The organism is Micromonospora sp. NPDC049139, assembly GCF_055586845.1.
On record NZ_JBVJHK010000005.1, the window covers coordinates 421,334 to 441,391 of the forward strand.

Genomic DNA, 20,058 nt, shown 5'->3' on the forward strand with positions numbered 1-20,058 from the left:
CGCGTACCGCTAGGGTCGCCCGCATGGACATCCCCGACCAGCGGTCGCCTTCGGGCGCACAGTGGGCCATTTCCGGCGCCGGCCACGAGGCCGTCATCGTGGAGGTGGGCGGCGGGGTGCGGACATACCGGCACGACGGGGTCGACCACCTCGACGGGTACGACGCCGACGAGATGTGCCCCGGTTGCGCCGGGCAGGTGCTGGCCCCGTGGCCGAACCGGATCCGCGACGGCCGCTACACCTTCGGCGACCGGTTGTTGCAGCTCACGCTCAGCGAGCCGGACCGGGGTGTGGCCATCCACGGGCTGGTCAGTTGGGTGCCGTGGCGGCTGCTGGACCGGTCGCCCGACGCGGTGACCGTCGGCTACGACCTGCCGCCGCAGCCCGGCTACCCGTGGCCGCTGCGGCTGCGCACCCGGTGGAGCGTCGGCCCGGACGGGCTGCGCGCGGAGCACGAGGCGACCAACCTCGGTGCCGAGCCCGCGCCGTTCGGCTTCGCCGTGCACCCGTACCTGCGCGTGCCCGGGGTGGCGGTGGACGACCTGTCGATGCGGCTGCCGGCCCGGAGGCGGTTGCAGGTGGACTCCCGGCTGCTGCCGATCGGTGCCAGCGAGGTCGCCGGCACCGAGTACGACTGGACCAGCCCCCGACGGATCGGCCGCGCCCGGCTGGACGTCACCTTCGGCGACGTGATCCGCGACGACGACGGCGGCTCGGCGGTCACCCTGTCCGCCCCGGACGGCTCGGCGGGCGTGCGGATCTGGGCGGACCGGGAGTTCGGCTGGTGGCAGGTGTTCACCGGCGACGCGCTTCCCGGGCAGCGGTGCCGCCGTTCCGTCGCGGTGGAGCCGATGACCTGCCCGCCGGACGCGTTCCGCTCCGGCCGGGACGTGATCACCCTGAAGTCGGGCGCGACGTGGCGGGGTGTCTGGGGCGTACGGCCCGGGGTCTGAGCGGGGGAGCGCATGGAGTTCAGCGAGGTGGTCCGGCGGCGCCGGATGGTCCGCAACTACGACCCGGACCGTCCTGTGCCGCCCGACGTGGTGGAGCGGCTGCTCGACCACGCGGTCCACGCGCCGTCGGCCGGCTTCGCCCAGGGGTGGGGGTTCCTGGTGCTGGAGGAGCCGGCGGACCGGGACCGGTTCTGGGCGGCGGCCACCCCCGACGGGGGCGGCCGGGAGCGCTGGCTGGCCGGCATGCGTCGAGCCCCGCTGATCGTCGTGCCGCACGCGAACCGCTCGGCCTACCTGGAGCGGTACGCGGAGCCGGACAAGGGTTGGGCGGACCGCTCGGCGGAGCGCTGGCCGGTGCCCTACTGGTACGTCGACACCGGCTTCGCCGCCCTGCTGATGCTGCTGACCGCCGTGGACGAGGGGCTGGGGGCCTGCTTCTTCGGCATCCCGCCGCAGCGCCTCGACGCCTACCGGGAGGCGTTCGGCGTGCCGGACGAGTACGAGCCGATCGGGGCGGTCACCGTGGGTTATCGGGCGCCGGACCACCGGTCACCGTCGCTGCGCCGGGGACGGCGCCCGGTGGACGAGGTGATCCGGCGCGGGCGGTGGAGCTGACCGGCTCCGGGCGTTTCGCCCGGTTGAGAACCGGACGGTGGGTAGTGAAACTGACATCAGGGAGCAGAACGCGAGGTGCCGCAGCCCGCTACGCTGGCACGGTCATCAGCACCGCGGGTCGCGGTGCCACGCCGCGACCCGGCCCCGCGTCGTGGGTCGGCCGGGCCTAGGGGGAGGGGAGCGTGCCGTCGTGATCTTCAGAGCGGTCCGGGACGGGCGTCCCTACCCGGAGCACAACCTGACGCTCAAGCAGTGGGCGGAGATCCCGCCGCGGCCCCTGCGCCTGGACCAATTGATCACCACCAAGCGCGAGCTGGCGCTGGACAAGCTCCTCGCCGAGGACTCGACCTTCTACGGCGACCTCTTCCCGCACGTGGTGCAGTGGAACGGCGGGCTCTACCTGGAGGACGGGCTGCACCGCGCGCTGCGGGCGGCGCTCCAGCAGCGCAACCAGATCCACGCCCGGGTGCTCGTCCTCTCCGAGCCGATCGAGTGACGAGGGCTCGCGTCGCCCGCGCCGCGTGATGCCCGCGCCTCGTCCGACGTCCGGCCCCTGAGGCTTCGTTAAGGTGGCTGCCATGAGCCGTACCGACCTGCTCGACCTGGACTCCTCGCTCACCGAGGAGGAGCGGCAGATCCGCGCCGTCGTGCGCCAGCTCGTCGACGACCGGGTCCGCCCGCACGTCGCCGGCTGGTACGAGGAGGGCCGGGTGCCCGCCCGGGAGCTGGCCGTCGAGTTCGGCAAGCTCGGCCTGCTCGGCATGCACCTGACGGGCTACGGCTGCGCCGGCGCGTCGGCCGTCGCGTACGGGCTGGCCTGCCTGGAGCTGGAGGCCGGTGACTCCGGCGTCCGCTCCCTGGTCTCGGTGCAGGGCTCACTGGCCATGTACGCCATCTGGCGCTACGGCAGCGAGGAGCAGAAGCAGCGCTGGCTGCCGTCGATGGCGACCGGCGAGGCGATCGGCTGCTTCGGCCTGACCGAGCCCGACCACGGCTCCGACCCGGCGTCGATGACCACCCGGGCCCGCCGCGACGGCGACGACTGGGTGCTGACCGGCGCCAAGATGTGGATCACCAACGCGCCGGTCGCCGACGTCGCGGTGATCTGGGCGCGCACCGACGACGGCGTGCGCGGCTTCGCCGTACCGATGGACACGCCCGGGGTGACGGCGCGGGAGATCCGGCACAAGATGTCGCTGCGCGCCTCCGTCACCGGGGAGGTCGTGCTCGACGACGTGCGGCTCCCGGCGGACGCCCGGCTGCCCGAGGCGGTCGGGCTCAAGGCGCCGCTGAGCTGCCTGACCGAGGCCCGGCACGGCATCGTCTGGGGCGCCCTCGGCGCGGCCCGCGACTGCCTGGAGACCGCCCTGGAGTACGCCACCACGCGCACCCAGTTCGGTCGGCCGCTGGCCGGCTTCCAGCTCACCCAGGCCAAGCTCGCCGACATGGCCGTCGAGCTGAACAAGGGCGCGCTGCTGGCGCTGCACCTGGGTCGGCTCGCCGACGCCGGGCGGCTGCGCCCCGACCAGGTGAGCGTGGGCAAGCTCAACAACGTCCGGGAGGCGCTGGCCATCGCCCGGCAGTGCCGCACCATCCTCGGCGCGAACGGCGTCTCGGGGGAGTACCCGGTCATGCGGCACGCCAACAACCTGGAGAGCGTGCTCACCTACGAGGGCACGTCGGAGATCCACCAACTGGTCATCGGGCAGCGGCTGACCGGGCTGTCGGCCTTCGCCTGACCTACGGTTTCCGCCCCGCCCGACCGGTGTCCACGCCGGCTCCCGCGAGGCGCGGGCACCCGGTCGCGCCGCTCGGCGAGCGCCTGTCGTACCGGGGCCTTACCGTCATGACAGACGACGTGTCTGACGAGGACGGTGAGGGCCATGGCCCGCGACGGTGACAGCAACGAGCCCACCAGGGAGTTCCCGGGCTACCCGACCGGCGACGAGCTCAAGGCCCGGACGGACGTCGCACCCGAGCCCGCGCCGGGCGCGCCGACGCCGGCCGGCGGGCCGGCCCGCGGCCTGCTCTGGGTGCTCGGCGCGGCGGCCCTGGCGGTGGTGGTGCTGCTCGGCGTGCAGGCCACGGGCATCCTGCCGGACTTCCGCAACCCGTTCGCCAAGGAGCAGACCGACCGCAGTCAGCCGCCGCTGCTCAAGTCGATCCAGGACCTCAGCCGCTACGTCGCCGCCGAGGGCAACTTCCAGGTGGTCGTGGACCTCCAGAACGACCGGCGCAACGTGCCCGACTGGCTGCTCAACCAGCGCACCCTCTTCGTGGGGGCGGGCAGCGTCGAGGCGTATGTGGACTTCGCCAAGATCTCCGAGGGCGCGGTGGTCGAGTCGGCCGACGGCAAGTCGGTGGAGATCAGGCTGCCGGCGCCGCAGCTCGGCAAGACCAACCTCGACCTGGAGAAGAGCTACGTCTTCGCCGAGGAGCGCGGGCTGCTCAACCGGATCGGCGAGCTGGTGGACGGCGATCCCAACCGCCAGCAGCAGGTCTACCAGCTCGCCGAGGAGCGGATCACCACCGCCGCCCGGGACAGCGGCCTCAGCCAGCGGGCCGAGGAGAACACCCGCAAGATGCTGGAGGGCCTGCTCCGCTCCCTCGGCTACGCGAAGGTCACGGTCACCTACACCGCCCCGTGACCGTCGGTGACCGCCAGAGTTCCATCAGTCGGATGGAGCCGGCCGTCAAGAGCAGTCAGTAGCGGGTGGCGGCGTGGCGGTCCTCGTTCGGCATCAGGATCCAGAGCACCAGGTAGAAGATCACCTGGGTGCCGGGCAGCAGCAGCGACAGCAGGAACAACAGCCGGACGAACCCCGCCGACCTGCCGAAACGTTGGGCCAGACCGGCGCAGACACCGGCGATCATGCGTCCCTGACGGGGGCGGACCAGTTTGCGACTCATCGTCGTACTCCCACTCTGCGGCGTTCGCCGCGTCTGCCTCAACGGTAGGAACGTGCGCCCACCACGCCCTCGGCCCTGGGGAGGATCGGCCGCCCGCGTCCCCGTAGGTGGTTACCCGGGAGCCGTCCGCCCGACGCGCCGCGCGGACGGGTGCCACGGGCACCCGTCCGGATCGACGACCCACGGGGCCTCGGGGCAGTCCCCGCGCGGCGCCGGCTTTTCGGATGCCGACGATCGGGGCGACGCGCCGGGCAGCCGGTGAGCTGGGCGGGTAGGCTCGCCCGTCGGGCACCCGCACCTCCGGGTGCCGACGGCCGCCCGGGTCCGGGCCGGCCACGACCGGGCCGGACCCCGCGAGGGGTACGACGGCGAGGAAGTGCAGCATGATCAGCGTTTTCGACCTCTTCAGCGTCGGCATCGGGCCGTCCAGCTCGCACACTGTGGGGCCGATGCGGGCCGCCCGCACGTTCGTCGCCGGGCTGAAGGCCGACGGGCTGCTGACCGGCACCGTCCGGGTGCAGGCGGAACTCTTCGGCTCGCTCGGCGCCACCGGCCACGGCCACGGCAGCGACCGCGCGGTGCTGCTCGGGCTGGCCGGCGAGGCGCCGGAGACGGTCGACACCGACACCGTCGACGCGCGGATCAGCCGGATCAGGGCGGAGCGCCGGCTGAGCCTGCTCGACGCGCACGAGATCGGCTTCGACCCGGACCGGGACCTGGTGCTGCACCGGCGCCGGTCGCTGCCGTACCACCCGAACGGGATGACCTTCGTCGCGTACGACGACCGGGGCGCGGAGCTGCGCGTGCGGACGTACTACTCGGTCGGCGGCGGGTTCGTGGTCGACGAGGCGGCGGCCGGGGCGGACCGGATCAAGCCGGACGCGACGCGCGTGCGGCACCCGTTCCTCACCGGCGCGCAACTGCTCGACGTGACCGCGTCGACGGGGCTGTCGATCAGCGAGGTGATGCTCGCCAACGAGCTGTCCTGGCGCAGCGAGGGCGAGGTGCGCACCGGCCTGCTGGAGATCTGGCGGGTGATGCGGGAGTGCGTCGAGCGGGGCTGCTCGCGGGACGGGGTGCTGCCCGGTGGGCTGAAGGTCCGCCGCCGCGCCGCCGAGCTGCGTCGCAGCCTGGCGACGGAGTCCGACCCCACCGACCCGCTGCGGGCGATGGACTGGGTGACCCTCTTCGCCCTCGCCGTCAACGAGGAGAACGCGGCCGGCGGCCGGGTCGTCACCGCGCCGACCAACGGGGCGGCCGGGATCATCCCGGCGGTGCTGCACTACTACACCCGGTTCGTGCCGGGCGCCTCCGACGAGGGGGTGGTCCGGTTCCTGCTGGCGGCGGGCGCGATCGGCGTGCTGTTCAAGGAGAACGCGTCGATCTCCGGCGCGGAGGTGGGCTGCCAGGGCGAGGTGGGCTCGGCCTGCTCGATGGCCGCCGCCGGGCTGGCCGAGGCGCTCGGCGGCACCCCGGAGCAGGTGGAGAACGCCGCCGAGATCGGCATGGAGCACAACCTCGGGCTGACCTGCGACCCGGTCGGTGGCCTGGTGCAGATCCCCTGCATCGAGCGGAACGCGGTGGCTAGCATCAAGGCGATCACGGCCGCCCGGCTGGCGCTGCGCGGCGACGGGGTGCACCACGTATCGCTCGACAAGGTCATCAAGACCATGCGCGAGACCGGCGCGGACATGAAGGTGAAGTACAAGGAGACGGCGCGCGGCGGCCTGGCCGTCAACGTGATCGAGTGCTGAGGGGGCGTTCGTTCACCGACTGCTAACCTGTCGTCCGTCCGGTGAGGCGGGAGGCGGCGGTGACCTCTGGCGTCGCGGCGTTGTGGTCGCACCGCAACTCCCTGCGCATCCTCGTCCGGCGCGACCTTGCGGTGAAGTACCAGCAGTCCGTGCTCGGCTACCTCTGGTCGCTGATCGAGCCCCTCGGCATGGGGGCGATCTACTGGTTCGTCTTCGGCGTCCTCTACTCCCGGGACACCACCCGCCACCTCGGTGACGCGGCCGACTCGTACCCGCTGTTCCTGATCACCGGGATCTTCGCCTGGATGTGGACCAGCTCGGCGCTGAGCGAGGCGACCAATGCGCTGACCGGCCAGTCCCGGCTGATCACGACGATGAACGTGCCCCGGCAGGTCTTCCCGATCGGCCGGGTCACCGGCCGCTTCGCCGAGTACGCCGCCGGCCTGCCGATCCTGGTCGCCGTCGCCGTCGGGTACGCCGCGTCCGGCGGGATCGACCTGGGCTGGTCGCTGCTCGCGCTGCCGCTGGCGGTGGCGGTGCAGGCCGTCCTGCTGGTCGGGCTGGCGCTGCTGCTCTCGGCGGTCAACGTGCTGATGCGCGACGTCGAGCGGTTCATGCGGCTGGTCATCCGGGTGCTCTTCTACGCGACGCCGATCATCTACCCGCTGAGCCTCGTGCGGGGCGCCGACCTGCCGGGCTGGCTGAAGTTCGCATACGAGCTGAACCCGCTGGTCGGCATCTTCCAGCTGCACCACGCGGTCTGGTACCCGGACGAGTTCCCGGACGCCCGGCTGCTCGCCACCACCGTCGGCGTCAGCCTGCTGGTGCTGGCCGCCGGCTGGTGGTCGTTCCGCCGGCTCGAACCCGCCGTGCTCAAGGAACTGTGACGATGGCCGACCCGATCATCGAGGCGGAGGGGCTCGGCATCCGGTTCGTCCGCAACCGGCGGCGGCAGCTCCGGCTGCGGGAGCTGTTCATCCACCGGGGCACGCGCGGCGCCTCCGCCGGCCAGTTCTGGCCGCTGCGGGACGTGTCGTTCTCGGTGGCGGCCGGCGAGACCGTCGGCGTGATCGGCCGCAACGGCACCGGCAAGAGCACGCTGCTGCGGCTGATCGCCGGGGTGCTGATCCCCGACGAGGGGCGGATCCGGGTGCGCGGGGACGTGGCGCCGCTGCTGGAGCTCTCCGCCGGCTTCTCCAACGACCTGACCGGGCGGGAGAACCTCTACCTGGTCGGCGGCCTGCACGGGCTGTCGTCGGGCTACCTGCGGCGGCACTTCGACGACATCGTCTCGTTCGCCGGCGAGCAGGTGGAGCGGGCCATCGACACCTCGGTGCGGCACTACTCGTCCGGTATGAAGGTTCGGCTCGGCTTCGCGATCATCTCGCACCTGCCGCACCCGATCCTGCTCATGGACGAGGTGACCGCCGTCGGGGACGCGGAGTTCCGCAAGAAGTGTTATGCGACGATCGACCGTCTGCTCGGGGAGGGGCGCACTCTGGTGCTGGTGTCACACAACGAAAAGGACCTGACCCGGTTCTGCCGTCGGGGGCTCTACCTCGACGGGGGCCGGCTGAGCGTCGACGGCACGATCGCCGAGGCGCTCGACGCGTACCACGCCGCGGTCCCGCGGTGACCCTCGCGATCGTGCTCGCCGCCGACGCCCCGGCCGCGAGCCTCCCCACCCGCGCGGGCGAACCCCTCGCCGACCGGCTCGCCGCCCAGCTCCGCGCCGCCGGGGCGGACGAGGTGCGCCGCGCCGTCGACCTGGACGAGCTGGCCGCCCTCGTGGACGCGGCCACCGGCCCGGTGCTGGTCACCGGCGCCGACCTGGTCGCGCACACCGCCGTCCTGCGGCACCTGGCGACCAGCCCGGTCGGGCCGACGGTGGCGCTGGTGCTCACCGACCCGCCCGGCGACGGGCGCACCGCCGTGCGCGAGGAGCGCGGCCAGGTCGTCGAGGCCGGGCCGCCGGAGACGCTGAACGGCGACGCCACCGGGATCTTCGGCGGCGCGCTGCGGGTCGGCGTCGCCGACCTGCCGTCGCTCGCCGCCGCCGCGCGCGCGGCCGCCGCCGGGGTGCTGCCCGCCGGCACGCCGCCGGCCGCCGCGCCGCCGCCGGCCGGGCCCGCCGTGGACCGGCTCTTCGCCGGCCTCACCGGGCTCGGCGCGCTGACCTTCGCCCACCGCGTACGCCTGCTCGTCGCGCACCGGGTGAGCGACCCGGCGGGGCTGGCCGCCGCGGAGGCGGCCGTGGCCGCCGTCGACGAGGACCGGGCGGAGCTGCGGCTGTCGGTGAAGGAGCGGGACGACTTCTTCACCACCTTCTTCGTCAGCACCTGGTCCCCGTACGTCACGAAGGCGTCCGCCCGGCTCGGGCTCGGCCCGACGGCCGTCACGATGATCTCGGTGGCCTTCGCGGTGGCCGCCGCCGTGCTGTTCGGCGTCGGCGGCCGGCCGGCGCTGGTCGCCGGGGCGGTGCTGCTCTACCTCGGCTTCGTGCTCGACTGCGTGGACGGCCAGCTCGCCCGCTACACGCGCCACTTCAGCGCCTGGGGCGGCTGGCTGGACACGATGGCCGACCGCGCGAAGGAGTACGTGGTCTACGCCGGCCTCGGCTACGGGGCCACCCAGGCCGGGTTCCGGTACGGCTGGGCGCTGGCGATCGCCGCGATGACGCTGCAGACCGTCCGGCACATGACGGACACGTGGTACGGCGTGCTGCACGACGAGGCGGCGCGCCGACCGAAGGCCGTCGGCACCTCCGGCGGCGGGATCGGCGACAAGCTGAACGCCGCGTCGAACCGGGTACAGGCCGACACGGGGTCGGTGTCGTACTGGCTCAAGCGGACGGTGGTCTTCCCGATCGGGGAGCGGTGGGCGCTGATCGCGCTGACCGTGGCGCTGTTCGGCCCGCTCGTCAGCCTGTACACGGTGCTGGCGTGGGGGGTGCTGGCGTTCGCGTACACCGGGGCGCTGCGCACCCTGCGCGCGCGCTGGATGTGGGTGCCGGTGCTGGACACGGTCGACGCCACCCTGCACCGCGACGACGGCCCGCTGGCCCGCCGGCTGCCGGTGGTCCGCCCGATGGGCCCGCTGACGCTGGCGGTCGTCGCGGCGCTGGGGCCGGCGGCGCTGCTGGTGGCGGCCCTGCTCACCCGGGACGGCACCAAGGCGCCGGGCCTGGGCTGGGCGGTGCCGGTCGCGCTGCTGGTGCTCCTGGTCGGCGGCCTGGGGGCGGGCGCGGCGCACAACGGGCCGCTGGACTGGCTGGTGCCGGCCGCGCTGCGGGCGGGAGAGTATCTCTTCGCCATCGCGGTCGGGGTGGTCGGCGACGTGCCGCCGTGGCTGGTCTTCGGCTACGTCTTCGTGCTGACCCTGCACCACTACGACCTGACCGCCCGGCTGGAGAAGCGGCAGTCCGCGCCGCCGCTGCACGGTCTCACGCTCGGCTGGGAGGGGCGGTCCGTGCTGCTGGCCCTGGCGGCGATCGTCGGAATTGCGGGTATCGGGATGGCTACACTCGGTACGTACCTTCTCGTGGTTTTCGTGGGGAGTGTCGTCCTCGCCTGGGTCGTCCTGCCCGCCCGCGCCGCGCGGGCGTCGGTGGGCCTGGCCGGTGCGGGAGGCCGCTCGCCGGGCTGACGGAGGGGCCGGCCGGATGACACTGATCAGTTTCGTCGTGCCGGCCTTCCGGGTGCAGGGCTACCTGCGCGAGTGCCTGGACTCCATCCTCGACCAGCCCGTCGCCGACATCGAGGTGATCGGCGTCGACGACTGCTCGCCGGACGACAGCGGCGAGATCCTCGCCGAGTACGCCGCCCGCGACCGGCGGATGCACGCCGTCCGGCTGACGAAGAACGTCGGGCTCGGTCCGGCCCGCAACGCCGGGCTGGACCGGGCCGTCGGCGAGTACGTCTGGTTCGTCGACGGCGACGACTGGCTCGCCCCGGAGTGCCTGGTGGAGGTGGCCGAGCGCCTCCGCGCCACCCGCCCCGACGTGCTCCTGGTCGACCACGTCCGGACGCACTGGAGCAACGCCGTGACCCGCAGCGCCATGGCGGAGGTGTTCCCCGAGCCGCCCGGCGAGGGCACCTTCCGGCTGCGGGACCGGCCCGAGACGCTGCGGGTGCTGCACACCGCCTGGAACCGGCTGGTCCGCCGGCAGTTCCTGCGCGAGGAGGGGCTGCGCTTCGCCCCCGGCTGGTACGAGGACGTCTCGTTCAGCTACCCGGTGCTGATGGCCGCCGAGCGGATCGGCGTGCTGGACCGGGTCTGCGTCAACTACCGCCAGCGACGGTCCGGCGCGATCACCAGGACGCGGGGCGACCGGCACTTCGAGGTCTTCCACCAGTGGCACCGGGTGTTCCGGCTGATGGACTCCTGGGGGCCGGCGGTCGACGACCTGCGCCCGGCGGTCTTCGAGCGGATGATCTGGCACTACCTGACCGTGCTCGGCAACGGGCAGCGGATCGCGCCGGAGCTGCGGCCCGCCTTCTTCGCCCAGATCACCGCCGACTACGCGCGCTGGCTGCCGCCCGGCGGCTACCCGGCCCCGGGGGGCGCGGAGGGGCTCAAGCACCGGCTGGTGGCCGCCGGGCGCTGGCGCACGTTCAGCGCCCTGCGCACCGTCTACCGGGCGCGGGACACCGCCCGGCGTACCGCCCGGACGACGAGGCGGCGGGTCGCGCCCCGGGCCCGGCTGGCCGCCCGGCTGGCCCGGGACACGCTGCTGCGCGAGTACTACCGGGCCGAGCTGCGCCGACCCGTCGACCCGACGCTGGCCGTGTACGCGGCCTACTGGTACCGCGGCTACGCGGACAACCCGGCCGCGGTCCACGAGGCGGCGCGGCGGCTGGCGCCGCAGGTCCGGGGGGTGTGGATCGTTCGGCGGGACCGGGTGCACACCATGCCCGAGGGCGTCGAGTACGTGGTGGCCGGCACCCCCGCGTACTACCGGGCGCTGGCGCGGGCGCGCTGGCTGGTCAACAACGTGAACTTCCCGGACTACGTCCGCAAGCGGCCCGGGTCGGTGCACGTGCAGACCCACCACGGCACGCCGGTGAAGGTGATGGGGCTCGACCAGCAGCGGTACCCGATCGGCGCGGTGGGGATGGACTTCGCCGGGCTGCTGCGCCGGGTGGACCGGTGGGACTTCAGCATCAGCGCGAACAGCTTCTCCACCCAGATGTGGGAGCGGGCCTATCCGGCGGCGTACACCACCCTGGAGGTGGGCTACCCGCGCAACGACCGGCTGGTCAACGCCACCGCCGAGGAGGTGCTCCGGCTGCGCGCGGAGTTCGGCCTCGGCCTCGGCGAGCGGGTCGTCCTGTACGCCCCGACGCACCGGGAACACCTGCCCGGCTACCGGCCGCCGTTCGACCCGGGGCGGCTGCTCGACGTGCTCGGCCCGGCCGGCCGGCTGCTGATGCGCAGCCACTACTTCCACGACCGGGAGCGGCCGGCCCGGCGCCCGGTGGACCGGGACCGGGTGCGCGATGTCAGCGGCCACCCGCGCGTCGAGGACCTCTACCTCGTGGCGGACGTGCTGGTCACGGACTACTCGTCGGCGATGTTCGACTACGCCGTGCTGGACCGGCCGATCGTGGTCTACGCCCCGGACTGGGAGGCGTACCGGCTGGCCCGCGGCGTCTACTTCGACCTGCTCGCGGAGCCGCCCGGCGCGGTGGCCACCAGCTTCGCCGACCTGCTCGACCTGTTCCGCGCCGGCGGGGTCGACTCGGCGGAGGCGACGAGGGTCCGGCAGCGGTTCCGGGCCCGGTTCTGCGCGCTCGAGGACGGCCACGCCGCCGAACGGGTGGTCCGCCGGGTCTTCCTCGGCGAGCAGCCGCAGCCCCGCTGCTGCTGACCGCGATCGCCGGCGCCCCCGGGGTCGCCGGCGCGTCCCACCCGGTGGGGCGCAACAGGAATGTCACGGGTCGAACATGGCACGTTTACCCGATATCCGGATTGGATGATCCTCGTCACAGTCAATCGGGGTTCGGTCGACGAGCTGGGGAGGGGACGGGTGACCACCGTCGCGCTCAAGGATGTCACGAAGGTGTTCAGGGACGGCACCCTCGCCGTCGACAGCGTCAACCTGGACGTCAACGACGGCGAGTTCATGGTGCTGCTCGGCCCGTCGGGCTGCGGGAAGTCCACGGTGTTGCGGATGGTCGCCGGGCTGGAGGACCCGACGTCGGGCGCGGTGCTGCTCGACGGCGAGCTGGCCAACGACCTCCTGCCGCGGGAGCGGAAGATCGCCATGGTCTTCCAGGACTTCGCGCTCTACCCACACATGACGGTCGGGGACAACATCGCCTTCCCGCTCCGGCTGGCCGGCATGGATCCGGAGCCGTGCGGCGAGCGGGTCACCGACGTGGCCAGCGCGCTCGGCATCGGCGACGTGCTCGGCCGCAGGCCCAACCAGCTCTCCGGTGGGCAGCGCCAGCGGGTCGCGATGGGTCGGGCGATCGTCCGCCGCCCCGGCCTGTTCCTGATGGACGAGCCGCTGTCCAACCTCGACAGCGGGCTCCGGGCCGAGCTGCGCGCCGAGATCTCCGGGCTCACCCGCGAGCTGGGCGTCACCACCATCTACGTCACCCACGACCAGGCCGAGGCGCTGACCATGGCCGACCGGGTCGCCATCATGCGCAGGGGCGTGCTCCAGGACGTGGGGACGCCGACCCAGGTCTACGGCCGCCCCGCCACGCTCTACGTGGCCGCGTTCCTCGGCAGCCCGCGGATGAACCTGCTGGAGGCGTCGGTCTACGTCCACCTGGACCGCTACGTCACCCTCACCCTCGGCGAGCAGGCGCTGCACCTGCCCTGGGACGACATCCGCAGCCGGGCGGTCGCGCACTACCACGGCGAGCGGATCGTGGTCGGGATGCGGGCGGAGGCGCTCACCCCGGTGGCCCCGGACACGCCGGGCGACGTGCTCCACGGCCGGATCCGCTACCTGGAGCACCACGGTCACGAGTCGCTCGCGTTCGTCGACATCGGGGCCACCGCGATCGTGGTGGACGAGATGGGCACCCCCGTCGACGCCCCGGTCGACCAGCGCGGTCTGCGCCGCTTCGGCCAGGTGATGCAGCGGCTGACCGGGCGCGCGGCGGAGGACGAGCGCGCCCCGACCCCCGGCGCCCGGACCAGCGTGCTGAACGACCCGGGCCGGCACCACCGCCGCCCGGCCGAGCTGGCGGTCCGGCTCGCGCCATACCCCGCGGTCTCCGCCGGTCACCCCCTGGCCGTCTCCGTGCGCATGGACGCGCTGCACTTCTTCGACGAGCGGGGTGACCGCATCGACGTCGGCTGGCGCTGACCGGGTGACCCTTGCCGGCGAAGTTACCGGCTAGTAGCGTCGGGGCATGACCATCGACTCGCGCCAGGTGGCGGCCGGCATGCTGGAGGCCGTGCCGTTCGCGCGTACGCTCGGCATCGAATTCGTCGAGGTGGCCCCCGAGGCGGAGGGCGGGGTGCGGGCGGTCGTCCGCCTGCCCGACTCGCCGGCCACCCACAACCACGTCGGCGGGCCGCACGCCGGGGCCATGTTCACCCTCGGCGAGACCGCCTCCGGCGCGGTCGTGCTGGCCGCGTTCGCGCAGCTGCTCGACCGGGCCACGCCGCTGGCGGTGCGGGCCGAGATCGCGTACCGGAAGCTCGCCATGGGCCCGGTGCTGGCGACGGCGCGACTCGGTCGGCCCCCCGCCGAGGTGGTCGCCGAGCTGGAGGCCGGCCAGCGGCCGGAGTTCCCGGTGCAGGTGGAGATCGCCACCGAGGAGGGGAAGGCCACCGGCGCGATGACGGTCGTCTGGACGCTGCGCCCGCACTGAGCCGTCCCCGGGCAACCGGGCCGAAACCGGTTTGCCGGCGCGGACGTCTGGATAGATTCGTACCGTGCTGGGCCTGCCTGCTCACGTGACCGCCTGTCTCTTCGATCTGGACGGGGTGCTGACGCAGACCGCCCGGGTGCACAACGCCGCGTGGACCGAGACGTTCGACGGCTTCCTGCGCCAGCGTGCCGCCGCCACCGGCGAGCCGTTCCGTCCCTTCGACCCAGGGCCGGACTACAACCGGTACGTCGACGGCCGGCCCCGCGCCGACGGGGTGCGCACCTTCCTCGCCTCGCGGGGGATCGTGCTGCCCGAGGGCGCGCCCGACGACCCCCCGGACGCCGACACGGTCAACGGGGTCGGCAACCGGAAGAACGTGCTGCTGCTGGAGCGGCTGCGCACCCGCGGTGTGGACGTCTATCCCGGCTCGGTCGCCTACCTGAAGGCCGCGGCCGCCGCCGGCCTGCGCCGCGCGGTCGTCACGGCCAGCGCGAACGGCCGGCAGGTGGTCGCCGCCGCCGGCCTGGAACCGCTGCTGGAGGCGCGGGTCGACGGGCTGGTCGCCCGCGCCGAGGGGCTGCGCGGCAAGCCGCACCCCGACACCTTCCTGGCCGGGGCCGGGCTGCTCGGGGTCGACCCGGCCCACGCCGCCGTCTTCGAGGACGCGCTGGCCGGGGTGGCCGCCGGCCGGGCCGGCGGGTTCGGCTACGTGGTCGGGGTCGACCGGGTCGGCCAGGCGGCCGAGCTGCGTGCCCACGGCGCCGACGTGGTGGTCACCGACCTCGCCGACCTGCTCGACACCGGGCGGCCCGCGTGATCAGGGAACGGGCCTATCCCGTCGAGCCGTGGCACATCCGGGAGATCCGGCTGGACATGGACGTCCTGGCCCAGTCCGAGTCGGTGTTCGCGCTCTCCAACGGGCACGTCGGGCTGCGCGGCAACCTGGACGAGGGCGAGCCGCACGGCCTGCCCGGCACGTACCTCAACTCCTTCTACGAGCTGCGCCCGCTGCCGTACGCGGAGGCCGGGTTCGGGTTCCCGGAATCCGGCCAGACCATCGTCAACGTCACCAACGGCAAGCTGATCCGGCTGCTGGTCGACGACGAGCCGCTCGACGTCCGGTACGGCGAACTCCTCTCCCACGAGCGGATCCTCGACCTGCGCGCCGGCACCCTGCACCGCGAGTTGCACTGGCGGTCGCCGGCCGGCCGCGAGGTCAAGGTCCGCAGCACCCGGCTGGTCTCCTTCACCCAGCGCTCCGTCGCGGCGATCAACTACGAGGTGGAGGCGGTCGACGGCCCGCTGCGGCTGATCATCCAGTCGGAACTCGTCGCGAACGAGACGCTGCCCGCGCAGAGCCGGGACCCCCGGGTCGCGGCCGTGCTGGAGTCGCCGTTGCAGGCCGAGGAGGAACTCACCACCGACGACGGCGGGCTGCTGATCCACCGGACCAAGCTCTCCGGGCTGCGGGTCGCCGCCGCGATGGAGCACGAGGTGTACGCCCCGGCGCGCAAGACCATCGAGTCCGAGGGGTACGAGGACTGGGTGCGTACCACGATCGGGTGCGTGCTCAAGCCGGGCGAGACGCTGCGGGTGGTCAAGTACCTCACCTACGGCTGGTCGAGCCGCCGCTCGCTGCCGGCCCTGCGGGACCAGGTCGGCGCGGCCCTGGCCGGGGCGCGGCTGGACGGCTGGGACGGGCTCCACCGGGAGCAGCGGGAATACCTCGACGAGTTCTGGGACGCCGCCGACGTGGTGGTGGAGGGCGACCCGGAGGTCCAGCAGGCCGTCCGGTTCGGCCTGTTCCACGTCCTCCAGGCGGGCACCCGGGCGGAGCAGCGGCCGATCGCCGCGAAGGGCCTGACCGGCCCCGGGTACGACGGGCACGCGTTCTGGGACACCGAGATGTTCGTCCTGCCGGTGCTCACCTACACCCACCCGGCCGCCGTGCGGGACGCGCTGCACTGGCGGCACCGCACGCTGGCCGCCGCGCACGAGCGGGCCCGGATGCTCAACCTGGAGGGCGCGGCGTTCCCCTGGCGCACCATCGAGGGACCGGAGTCGTCGGCGTACTGGCCGGCGGGCACCGCTGCCTTCCACATCGCGGCCGACGTCGCCGACGCGCTGCGGCGCTACGTGCAGGTCACCGAGGACACGGAGCTGGAGCGCGAGATCGGGCTGGAGCTGCTGGTGGAGACCGCCCGGCTGTGGCGGTCGCTGGGCCACCACGACCGGCACGGCCAGTTCCACATCGACGGGGTGACCGGCCCCGACGAGTACACGGCGGTGAAGAACGACAACATCTACACCAACCTGATGGCGCAGCGGAACCTGATCACCGCCGCCGACGCGGTGATGCGCTACCGGGACGAGGCGTTCCACCTCGGTGTGACCGACGAGGAGGCGGCCGCCTGGCGGGACGCGGCGGCCTCCATGCACATCCCGTACGACGAGGAGGTCGACGTCCACGAGCAGGTGGAGGGCTTCACCCGGCTCCAGGAGTGGGACTTCGCGCACACGCCGCCGGAGAAGTACCCGCTGCTGCTGCACTACCCGTACTTCGACCTCTACCGCAAGCAGGTGGTCAAGCAGGCGGACCTGGTCCTCGCCATGCACTGGCGGGGCGACGCGTTCACCCCGGAGGAAAAACTGCGCAACTTCCTCTACTACGAGCGCCGGACGGTGCGGGACTCGTCGCTGTCGGCGTGCACCCAGGCGGTGCTGGCGGCCGAGGTGGGCCACCCGGAGCTGGCGCACCTCTACCTGCGCGAGGCCGCGCTGATGGACCTGCACGACCTCAACGAGAACACCCGCGACGGCGTGCACATGGCGTCGCTCGCGGGGGCGTGGATCGCGTTGGTGGCCGGGTTCGGCGGGCTCCGCGACCACGACGGCACGCTGTCGTTCGCGCCGCGCCTGTCCAGCCGGCTCGGGCGGCTGGAGTTCTCGCTCCAGTGGCGCGGGATGCGGCTGCGGGTGGACGTCCGGCCGCACGAGACCACGTACGCGTTGCGCCACGGTGACCCGGAGGACCTGCTGGAGCTGCGGCACCACGGCGAGACGGTCCGGGTCACCTGCGACGAGCCCGTCACCGTGCCGATCCCGCCGCTGGAGGTCTCCGGACCGGCTCCGGAGCAGGCGCCGGGCCGGGCCCCGCTGCTCCGCCTGCCCGAGAACGAGCCGTGACCCGCCGCCGGCCCGCGCTCGGCGGGCCGGCGGCGTCGGTCAGATCGGCCTGCCCTGTGAGGGGCGGCCGGCCGCGTCGCGGGGCGTCATCGCCCGCGGGTCGTCGGCCGTGCGTGCCTGGGCCGCGTCGTCCGCCCAGTCCCGGCCGCGTTCGGCGTCCTGTTCGCGCCGTTCCCGGTCGGCGGTCTGCTGGCGGGACTCTCGCTGCTGCGCCATGGCGATCCTCGCGATCCGTCGGGGGCGCGGTCCTGCGCCGGTACGGTCTGCGGTCACCTGCCGCCTACCCGACGCCCCCGGTGGCAAACACCGGGGCGGCCGGCCCGCTTGCCGGCCGTGCGGGCGGGTATGCGAGCCGCCGGGGAGGAGGGGCCGTGGTCCGGTGAGTCGGACGACCGGTCCTGGTCGACGACGTACGGGACGGAGGCGGAGATGGACGTGCGCAGCAGCGAGGTGACGATCCCGGCGGGGGACGCGGAACTCCCGGCCGACCTGCTGGTCCCGGCCGAGCCGGCCGGCGTGGTGCTCTTCGCCCACGGCAGCGGCAGTTCCCGGCACAGCCCGCGCAACACCGCTGTGGCGCACGTGCTCAACCGCGACGCCTTCGGCACCGTGCAGGTCGACCTGCTGACCCCGGCCGAGGACCGGGTGGACGCCCGGACCGCCGAGCTGCGCTTCGACATCCCACTGCTCGCCGGCCGGCTCGCGGCGGTCGTGGACTGGCTGGCGGCGGAGCGGCCCTTCGGCCGGGTGCCGATCGGCCTCTTCGGGGCCAGCACCGGGGCGGCCGCCGCGCTGGTGGCGGCGGCCGCCAGACCGGACCTCGTCGGCGCGGTCGTCTCGCGGGGCGGCCGGCCCGACCTGGCCGGCCCGGCCCTCGGGCAGGTGCGCGCGCCCACGCTGCTGCTGGTGGGCGGCCTGGACGAGCAGGTGATCGCCCTCAACGAGCAGGCGCAGGAGGCGCTGCCGGAGAGCGCCGAGCTGACGGTGATCCCCGGCGCCACGCACCTCTTCGAGGAGCCCGGCAAGCTGGAGCAGGTCGCCCACTGCGCCGCCGACTGGTTCACCGCCCACCTCGCCGTGCCCCGCCCGGCCTGAGCACCGGCCCGGTGGACGGCCGGTTCATGCGGGCGCCGGCCGTGGACGGCCCGGCCGGCGGGCACCGCCCTCCTGCCAGGCCCCGCTCAGGCGGGGGCCGGCGGCGTGGCAGGCCTGCTCGTGCGTGGCCGGCGGCGTGGCAGGCCCGCTCGTGCGGGGCCGGCGGCGTGGCAGGCCCGGCTCAGGCGGGGGCGGGGGGCGTGGCCCTGGCGTCCGGGGTGGGGCGCTCGCGGTGCTGCTGGACGGTGTCGATGACGCGCCAGACGACGGCGGTGATCGGCACCGAGACGAAGGCGCCGGCGATGCCGGCGATCAGGGTGCCGGCGGTGACCGCCACCAGGATCACCGCCGGGTGCAGCCGCACCTGGCGCTTCATGATGAGCGGCTCCAGCAGGTTGCCCTCGATCTGCTGCACGGCGATCACGGCGGCCAGGGCCAGCAGCGCGGTGACCGGCCCCTTCGCCGCGAGCGCGACGAGCACCGCGACCGCGCCGGCCACGGTGGCGCCGATGATCGGGATGAAGCCGCCGAAGAACGTGATCAGCGCCAGCGGAAAGGCCAGCGGCACCCGGAGCAGCACCAGGGCCAGGCCGATACCGATCGCGTCGATCGCGGCGATCATCATCGTGCCCCGGCTGTACGCGCCCAGCGTCCGCCAGCCCACCCGGCCCGCCTCGGCGGTCACCGACCGGTTCGGGCCGGTCATCCGGGCCAGCACCCAGTGCCACATCGACCGGCCGTCCTTGAGCAGGAAGAACAGCAGCACGAGCGCGAGCAGCGCCGAGCCGAGCACCTCGGCGGCCGTCCGAGCCCCCGAAACCGGGTCGACCGAGCCCTGCCCGAGGCCCTGCCGGGCCTGGTCGAGCAGCCGGTCGAGCTGCTGGTCACTGACCGGCAGAGTGGAGGTCACGAACTCCCGGCTCCGTTGCAGGCCCTGGCTCAGCTCCTGGCTCAGCTCGCTGAATTGGCTGGCGGTCAGGTTCCACACCAGCGCGCCGACCCCGAACAGCACGCCGAGCAGCAGCAGCACGGTGAGCAGGGCGGCCAGCGACGCGGGCAGCCGGAGGCGGCGCAGCGTGAGCTGCACCGGGTCGAGCAGCGCGGTGAGGAAGACGGTGGCCGCCAGTGCGATGGCCAGCGGCGCGAGCAGCACCGCGATCTTTCCCAGCAGGTACAGCCCGGCGACGACCACCACCAGGCAGGCGCTCCACACCACGGCCGAGCGGACCGGCCAGGGCAGCGCCGCCCAGGCCTGTCGGGGCCCCGCGGCCCGGTCCGTCGTCCCCTCGGGCGTCCGCCCGGCACCGTCTGCGACCACGTCGGTCCTCCTCGATCTCCCGCGAGTCGGTACCCGGCGAGCGTCGTCCCGACACCCGTGCCCCCTTTCAACCTGAATGCCGCGCCCGGCGCCGCGAGGGCGAGTCGGCGGCCGAGCGCCGTCCCGTGGCGTTCCCGCCGGCCTGTCCGCTCAACGGCCTTCTGTGGCGCTCCACGGTGGCCCGTCGGGTCGGCGAGGGCCTGCCCGGTCGCGTTTGTCCCCGGGGCCCCAGGGAAGGCAGAGATCGAATCCCGACCCGAGGAGGACCCGATGAGCGACTTCATGGACAAGGCCAAGCTTGATCTTTAACCTGCGAGGGTTGGTCGGTGACCCCGACTGATCATGGGGACAGCCCTTGGTTGATCATTCTTCTTGTCGAGGGAAGATGATCA

Annotated in this window: 18 protein-coding genes; 15 read left to right on the top strand and 3 right to left on the bottom strand. The window is 73.7% G+C overall.

Going from position 1 to position 20,058, the window contains the following annotated elements; genetic code table 11:
- The first annotated feature begins 23 nt into the window (after positions 1 to 23).
- The 5 genes from ACZ6Q9_RS13190 (at position 24) to ACZ6Q9_RS13210 (ending at position 4,216) form a co-directional block, all read left to right on the top strand.
- Positions 24 to 953: an aldose 1-epimerase family protein gene (locus ACZ6Q9_RS13190; RefSeq protein WP_393257844.1), complete on the top strand. Its 930-nt coding sequence runs from the start codon at positions 24 to 26 to the stop codon at positions 951 to 953.
- A gap of 12 nt (positions 954 to 965) precedes the next feature.
- Complete coding sequence (locus ACZ6Q9_RS13195; RefSeq protein WP_396828450.1) at positions 966 to 1,568, top strand: nitroreductase family protein; 603 nt, start codon at positions 966 to 968, stop codon at positions 1,566 to 1,568.
- A gap of 190 nt (positions 1,569 to 1,758) precedes the next feature.
- Positions 1,759 to 2,064: a type II toxin-antitoxin system VapB family antitoxin gene (locus ACZ6Q9_RS13200; protein WP_007454850.1), complete on the top strand. Its 306-nt coding sequence runs from the start codon at positions 1,759 to 1,761 to the stop codon at positions 2,062 to 2,064.
- An 82-nt stretch (positions 2,065 to 2,146) separates the two neighbouring features.
- Entirely contained in the window at positions 2,147 to 3,307 is a 1,161-nt protein-coding gene (locus ACZ6Q9_RS13205; protein ID WP_393453290.1) for an acyl-CoA dehydrogenase family protein, read from the top strand.
- Positions 3,308 to 3,451: 144 nt separating this feature from the next.
- Positions 3,452 to 4,216: a DUF4230 domain-containing protein gene (locus ACZ6Q9_RS13210; protein WP_396828448.1), complete on the top strand. Its 765-nt coding sequence runs from the start codon at positions 3,452 to 3,454 to the stop codon at positions 4,214 to 4,216.
- 55 nt (positions 4,217 to 4,271) lie between these two features.
- On the opposite strand, the gene ACZ6Q9_RS13215 is transcribed toward ACZ6Q9_RS13210, so the two are convergent.
- Positions 4,272 to 4,478: a PspC domain-containing protein gene (locus tag ACZ6Q9_RS13215; protein ID WP_393257858.1), complete on the bottom strand. Its 207-nt coding sequence runs from the start codon at positions 4,476 to 4,478 to the stop codon at positions 4,272 to 4,274.
- 383 nt (positions 4,479 to 4,861) lie between these two features.
- Here ACZ6Q9_RS13215 and ACZ6Q9_RS13220 point away from each other — a divergent pair, with 383 nt between their 5' ends.
- From ACZ6Q9_RS13220 to ACZ6Q9_RS13260, 9 genes are all read left to right on the top strand, one after another.
- Positions 4,862 to 6,232: an L-serine ammonia-lyase gene (locus ACZ6Q9_RS13220; protein WP_393257861.1), complete on the top strand. Its 1,371-nt coding sequence runs from the start codon at positions 4,862 to 4,864 to the stop codon at positions 6,230 to 6,232.
- Positions 6,233 to 6,291: 59 nt separating this feature from the next.
- Positions 6,292 to 7,119: an ABC transporter permease gene (locus ACZ6Q9_RS13225; protein ID WP_393453278.1), complete on the top strand. Its 828-nt coding sequence runs from the start codon at positions 6,292 to 6,294 to the stop codon at positions 7,117 to 7,119.
- A gap of 2 nt (positions 7,120 to 7,121) precedes the next feature.
- Positions 7,122 to 7,868, top strand: coding sequence for an ABC transporter ATP-binding protein (locus ACZ6Q9_RS13230; RefSeq protein WP_393257866.1), 747 nt, complete (start codon positions 7,122 to 7,124; stop codon positions 7,866 to 7,868).
- On the top strand, positions 7,865 to 9,877 hold the full coding sequence (locus tag ACZ6Q9_RS13235) for a DUF5941 domain-containing protein (protein ID WP_393453275.1): 2,013 nt from the start codon (positions 7,865 to 7,867) through the stop codon (positions 9,875 to 9,877). Before ACZ6Q9_RS13230 ends, ACZ6Q9_RS13235 begins: the two co-directional genes overlap by 4 nt.
- Before the next feature lie 16 nt (positions 9,878 to 9,893).
- Positions 9,894 to 12,101, top strand: a complete 2,208-nt coding sequence (locus tag ACZ6Q9_RS13240) for a bifunctional glycosyltransferase/CDP-glycerol:glycerophosphate glycerophosphotransferase (protein ID WP_396828444.1) — start codon at positions 9,894 to 9,896, stop codon at positions 12,099 to 12,101.
- Between the two features lie 159 nt (positions 12,102 to 12,260).
- Positions 12,261 to 13,556, top strand: coding sequence for an ABC transporter ATP-binding protein (locus tag ACZ6Q9_RS13245; RefSeq protein WP_393453269.1), 1,296 nt, complete (start codon positions 12,261 to 12,263; stop codon positions 13,554 to 13,556).
- Positions 13,557 to 13,602: 46 nt separating this feature from the next.
- A complete protein-coding gene (locus ACZ6Q9_RS13250; RefSeq protein ID WP_393453266.1) occupies positions 13,603 to 14,067 on the top strand; it encodes a DUF4442 domain-containing protein in 465 nt (154 codons plus the stop codon).
- Positions 14,068 to 14,131: 64 nt separating this feature from the next.
- Positions 14,132 to 14,884, top strand: a complete 753-nt coding sequence (locus ACZ6Q9_RS13255; RefSeq protein WP_393453263.1) for an HAD-IA family hydrolase — start codon at positions 14,132 to 14,134, stop codon at positions 14,882 to 14,884.
- Entirely contained in the window at positions 14,881 to 17,253 is a 2,373-nt protein-coding gene (locus tag ACZ6Q9_RS13260) for a glycoside hydrolase family 65 protein (RefSeq protein ID WP_393453260.1), read from the top strand. Before ACZ6Q9_RS13255 ends, ACZ6Q9_RS13260 begins: the two co-directional genes overlap by 4 nt.
- A 39-nt stretch (positions 17,254 to 17,292) precedes the next feature.
- Here ACZ6Q9_RS13260 and ACZ6Q9_RS13265 read toward each other — a convergent pair whose 3' ends face one another.
- Positions 17,293 to 17,469 carry a hypothetical protein gene (locus ACZ6Q9_RS13265; protein WP_393257881.1) on the bottom strand — a complete coding sequence of 59 codons (177 nt, stop codon included), beginning with the start codon at positions 17,467 to 17,469 and terminating at the stop codon, positions 17,293 to 17,295.
- Between the two features lie 213 nt (positions 17,470 to 17,682).
- On the opposite strand from ACZ6Q9_RS13265, the gene ACZ6Q9_RS13270 reads away from it, so the two are divergent.
- Entirely contained in the window at positions 17,683 to 18,348 is a 666-nt protein-coding gene (locus ACZ6Q9_RS13270; protein WP_393257884.1) for a dienelactone hydrolase family protein, read from the top strand.
- A gap of 181 nt (positions 18,349 to 18,529) precedes the next feature.
- Here the strand turns inward: ACZ6Q9_RS13270 and ACZ6Q9_RS13275 are convergent, their stop codons facing one another.
- Positions 18,530 to 19,666 (bottom strand): AI-2E family transporter, encoded by a 1,137-nt coding sequence (locus tag ACZ6Q9_RS13275; protein WP_393257887.1) that lies wholly within the window; start codon positions 19,664 to 19,666, stop codon positions 18,530 to 18,532.
- Between the last annotated feature and the right edge of the window lie 392 nt (positions 19,667 to 20,058).

Bases quoted from the DNA above. Each gene is read 5' to 3' on its own strand.
- ACZ6Q9_RS13190 (WP_393257844.1), top strand. From the start codon at position 24: ATGGACATCCCCGACCAGCGGTCGCCTTCGGGCGCACAGTGGGCCATT.
- ACZ6Q9_RS13195 (WP_396828450.1), top strand. From the start codon at position 966: ATGGAGTTCAGCGAGGTGGTCCGGCGGCGCCGGATGGTCCGCAACTAC.
- ACZ6Q9_RS13205 (WP_393453290.1), top strand. From the start codon at position 2,147: ATGAGCCGTACCGACCTGCTCGACCTGGACTCCTCGCTCACCGAGGAG.
- ACZ6Q9_RS13210 (WP_396828448.1), top strand. From the start codon at position 3,452: ATGGCCCGCGACGGTGACAGCAACGAGCCCACCAGGGAGTTCCCGGGC.
- ACZ6Q9_RS13215 (WP_393257858.1), bottom strand. From the start codon at position 4,478: ATGAGTCGCAAACTGGTCCGCCCCCGTCAGGGACGCATGATCGCCGGT.
- ACZ6Q9_RS13220 (WP_393257861.1), top strand. From the start codon at position 4,862: ATGATCAGCGTTTTCGACCTCTTCAGCGTCGGCATCGGGCCGTCCAGC.
- ACZ6Q9_RS13230 (WP_393257866.1), top strand. From the start codon at position 7,122: ATGGCCGACCCGATCATCGAGGCGGAGGGGCTCGGCATCCGGTTCGTC.
- ACZ6Q9_RS13240 (WP_396828444.1), top strand. From the start codon at position 9,894: ATGACACTGATCAGTTTCGTCGTGCCGGCCTTCCGGGTGCAGGGCTAC.
- ACZ6Q9_RS13250 (WP_393453266.1), top strand. From the start codon at position 13,603: ATGACCATCGACTCGCGCCAGGTGGCGGCCGGCATGCTGGAGGCCGTG.
- ACZ6Q9_RS13265 (WP_393257881.1), bottom strand. From the start codon at position 17,469: ATGGCGCAGCAGCGAGAGTCCCGCCAGCAGACCGCCGACCGGGAACGG.
- ACZ6Q9_RS13270 (WP_393257884.1), top strand. From the start codon at position 17,683: ATGGACGTGCGCAGCAGCGAGGTGACGATCCCGGCGGGGGACGCGGAA.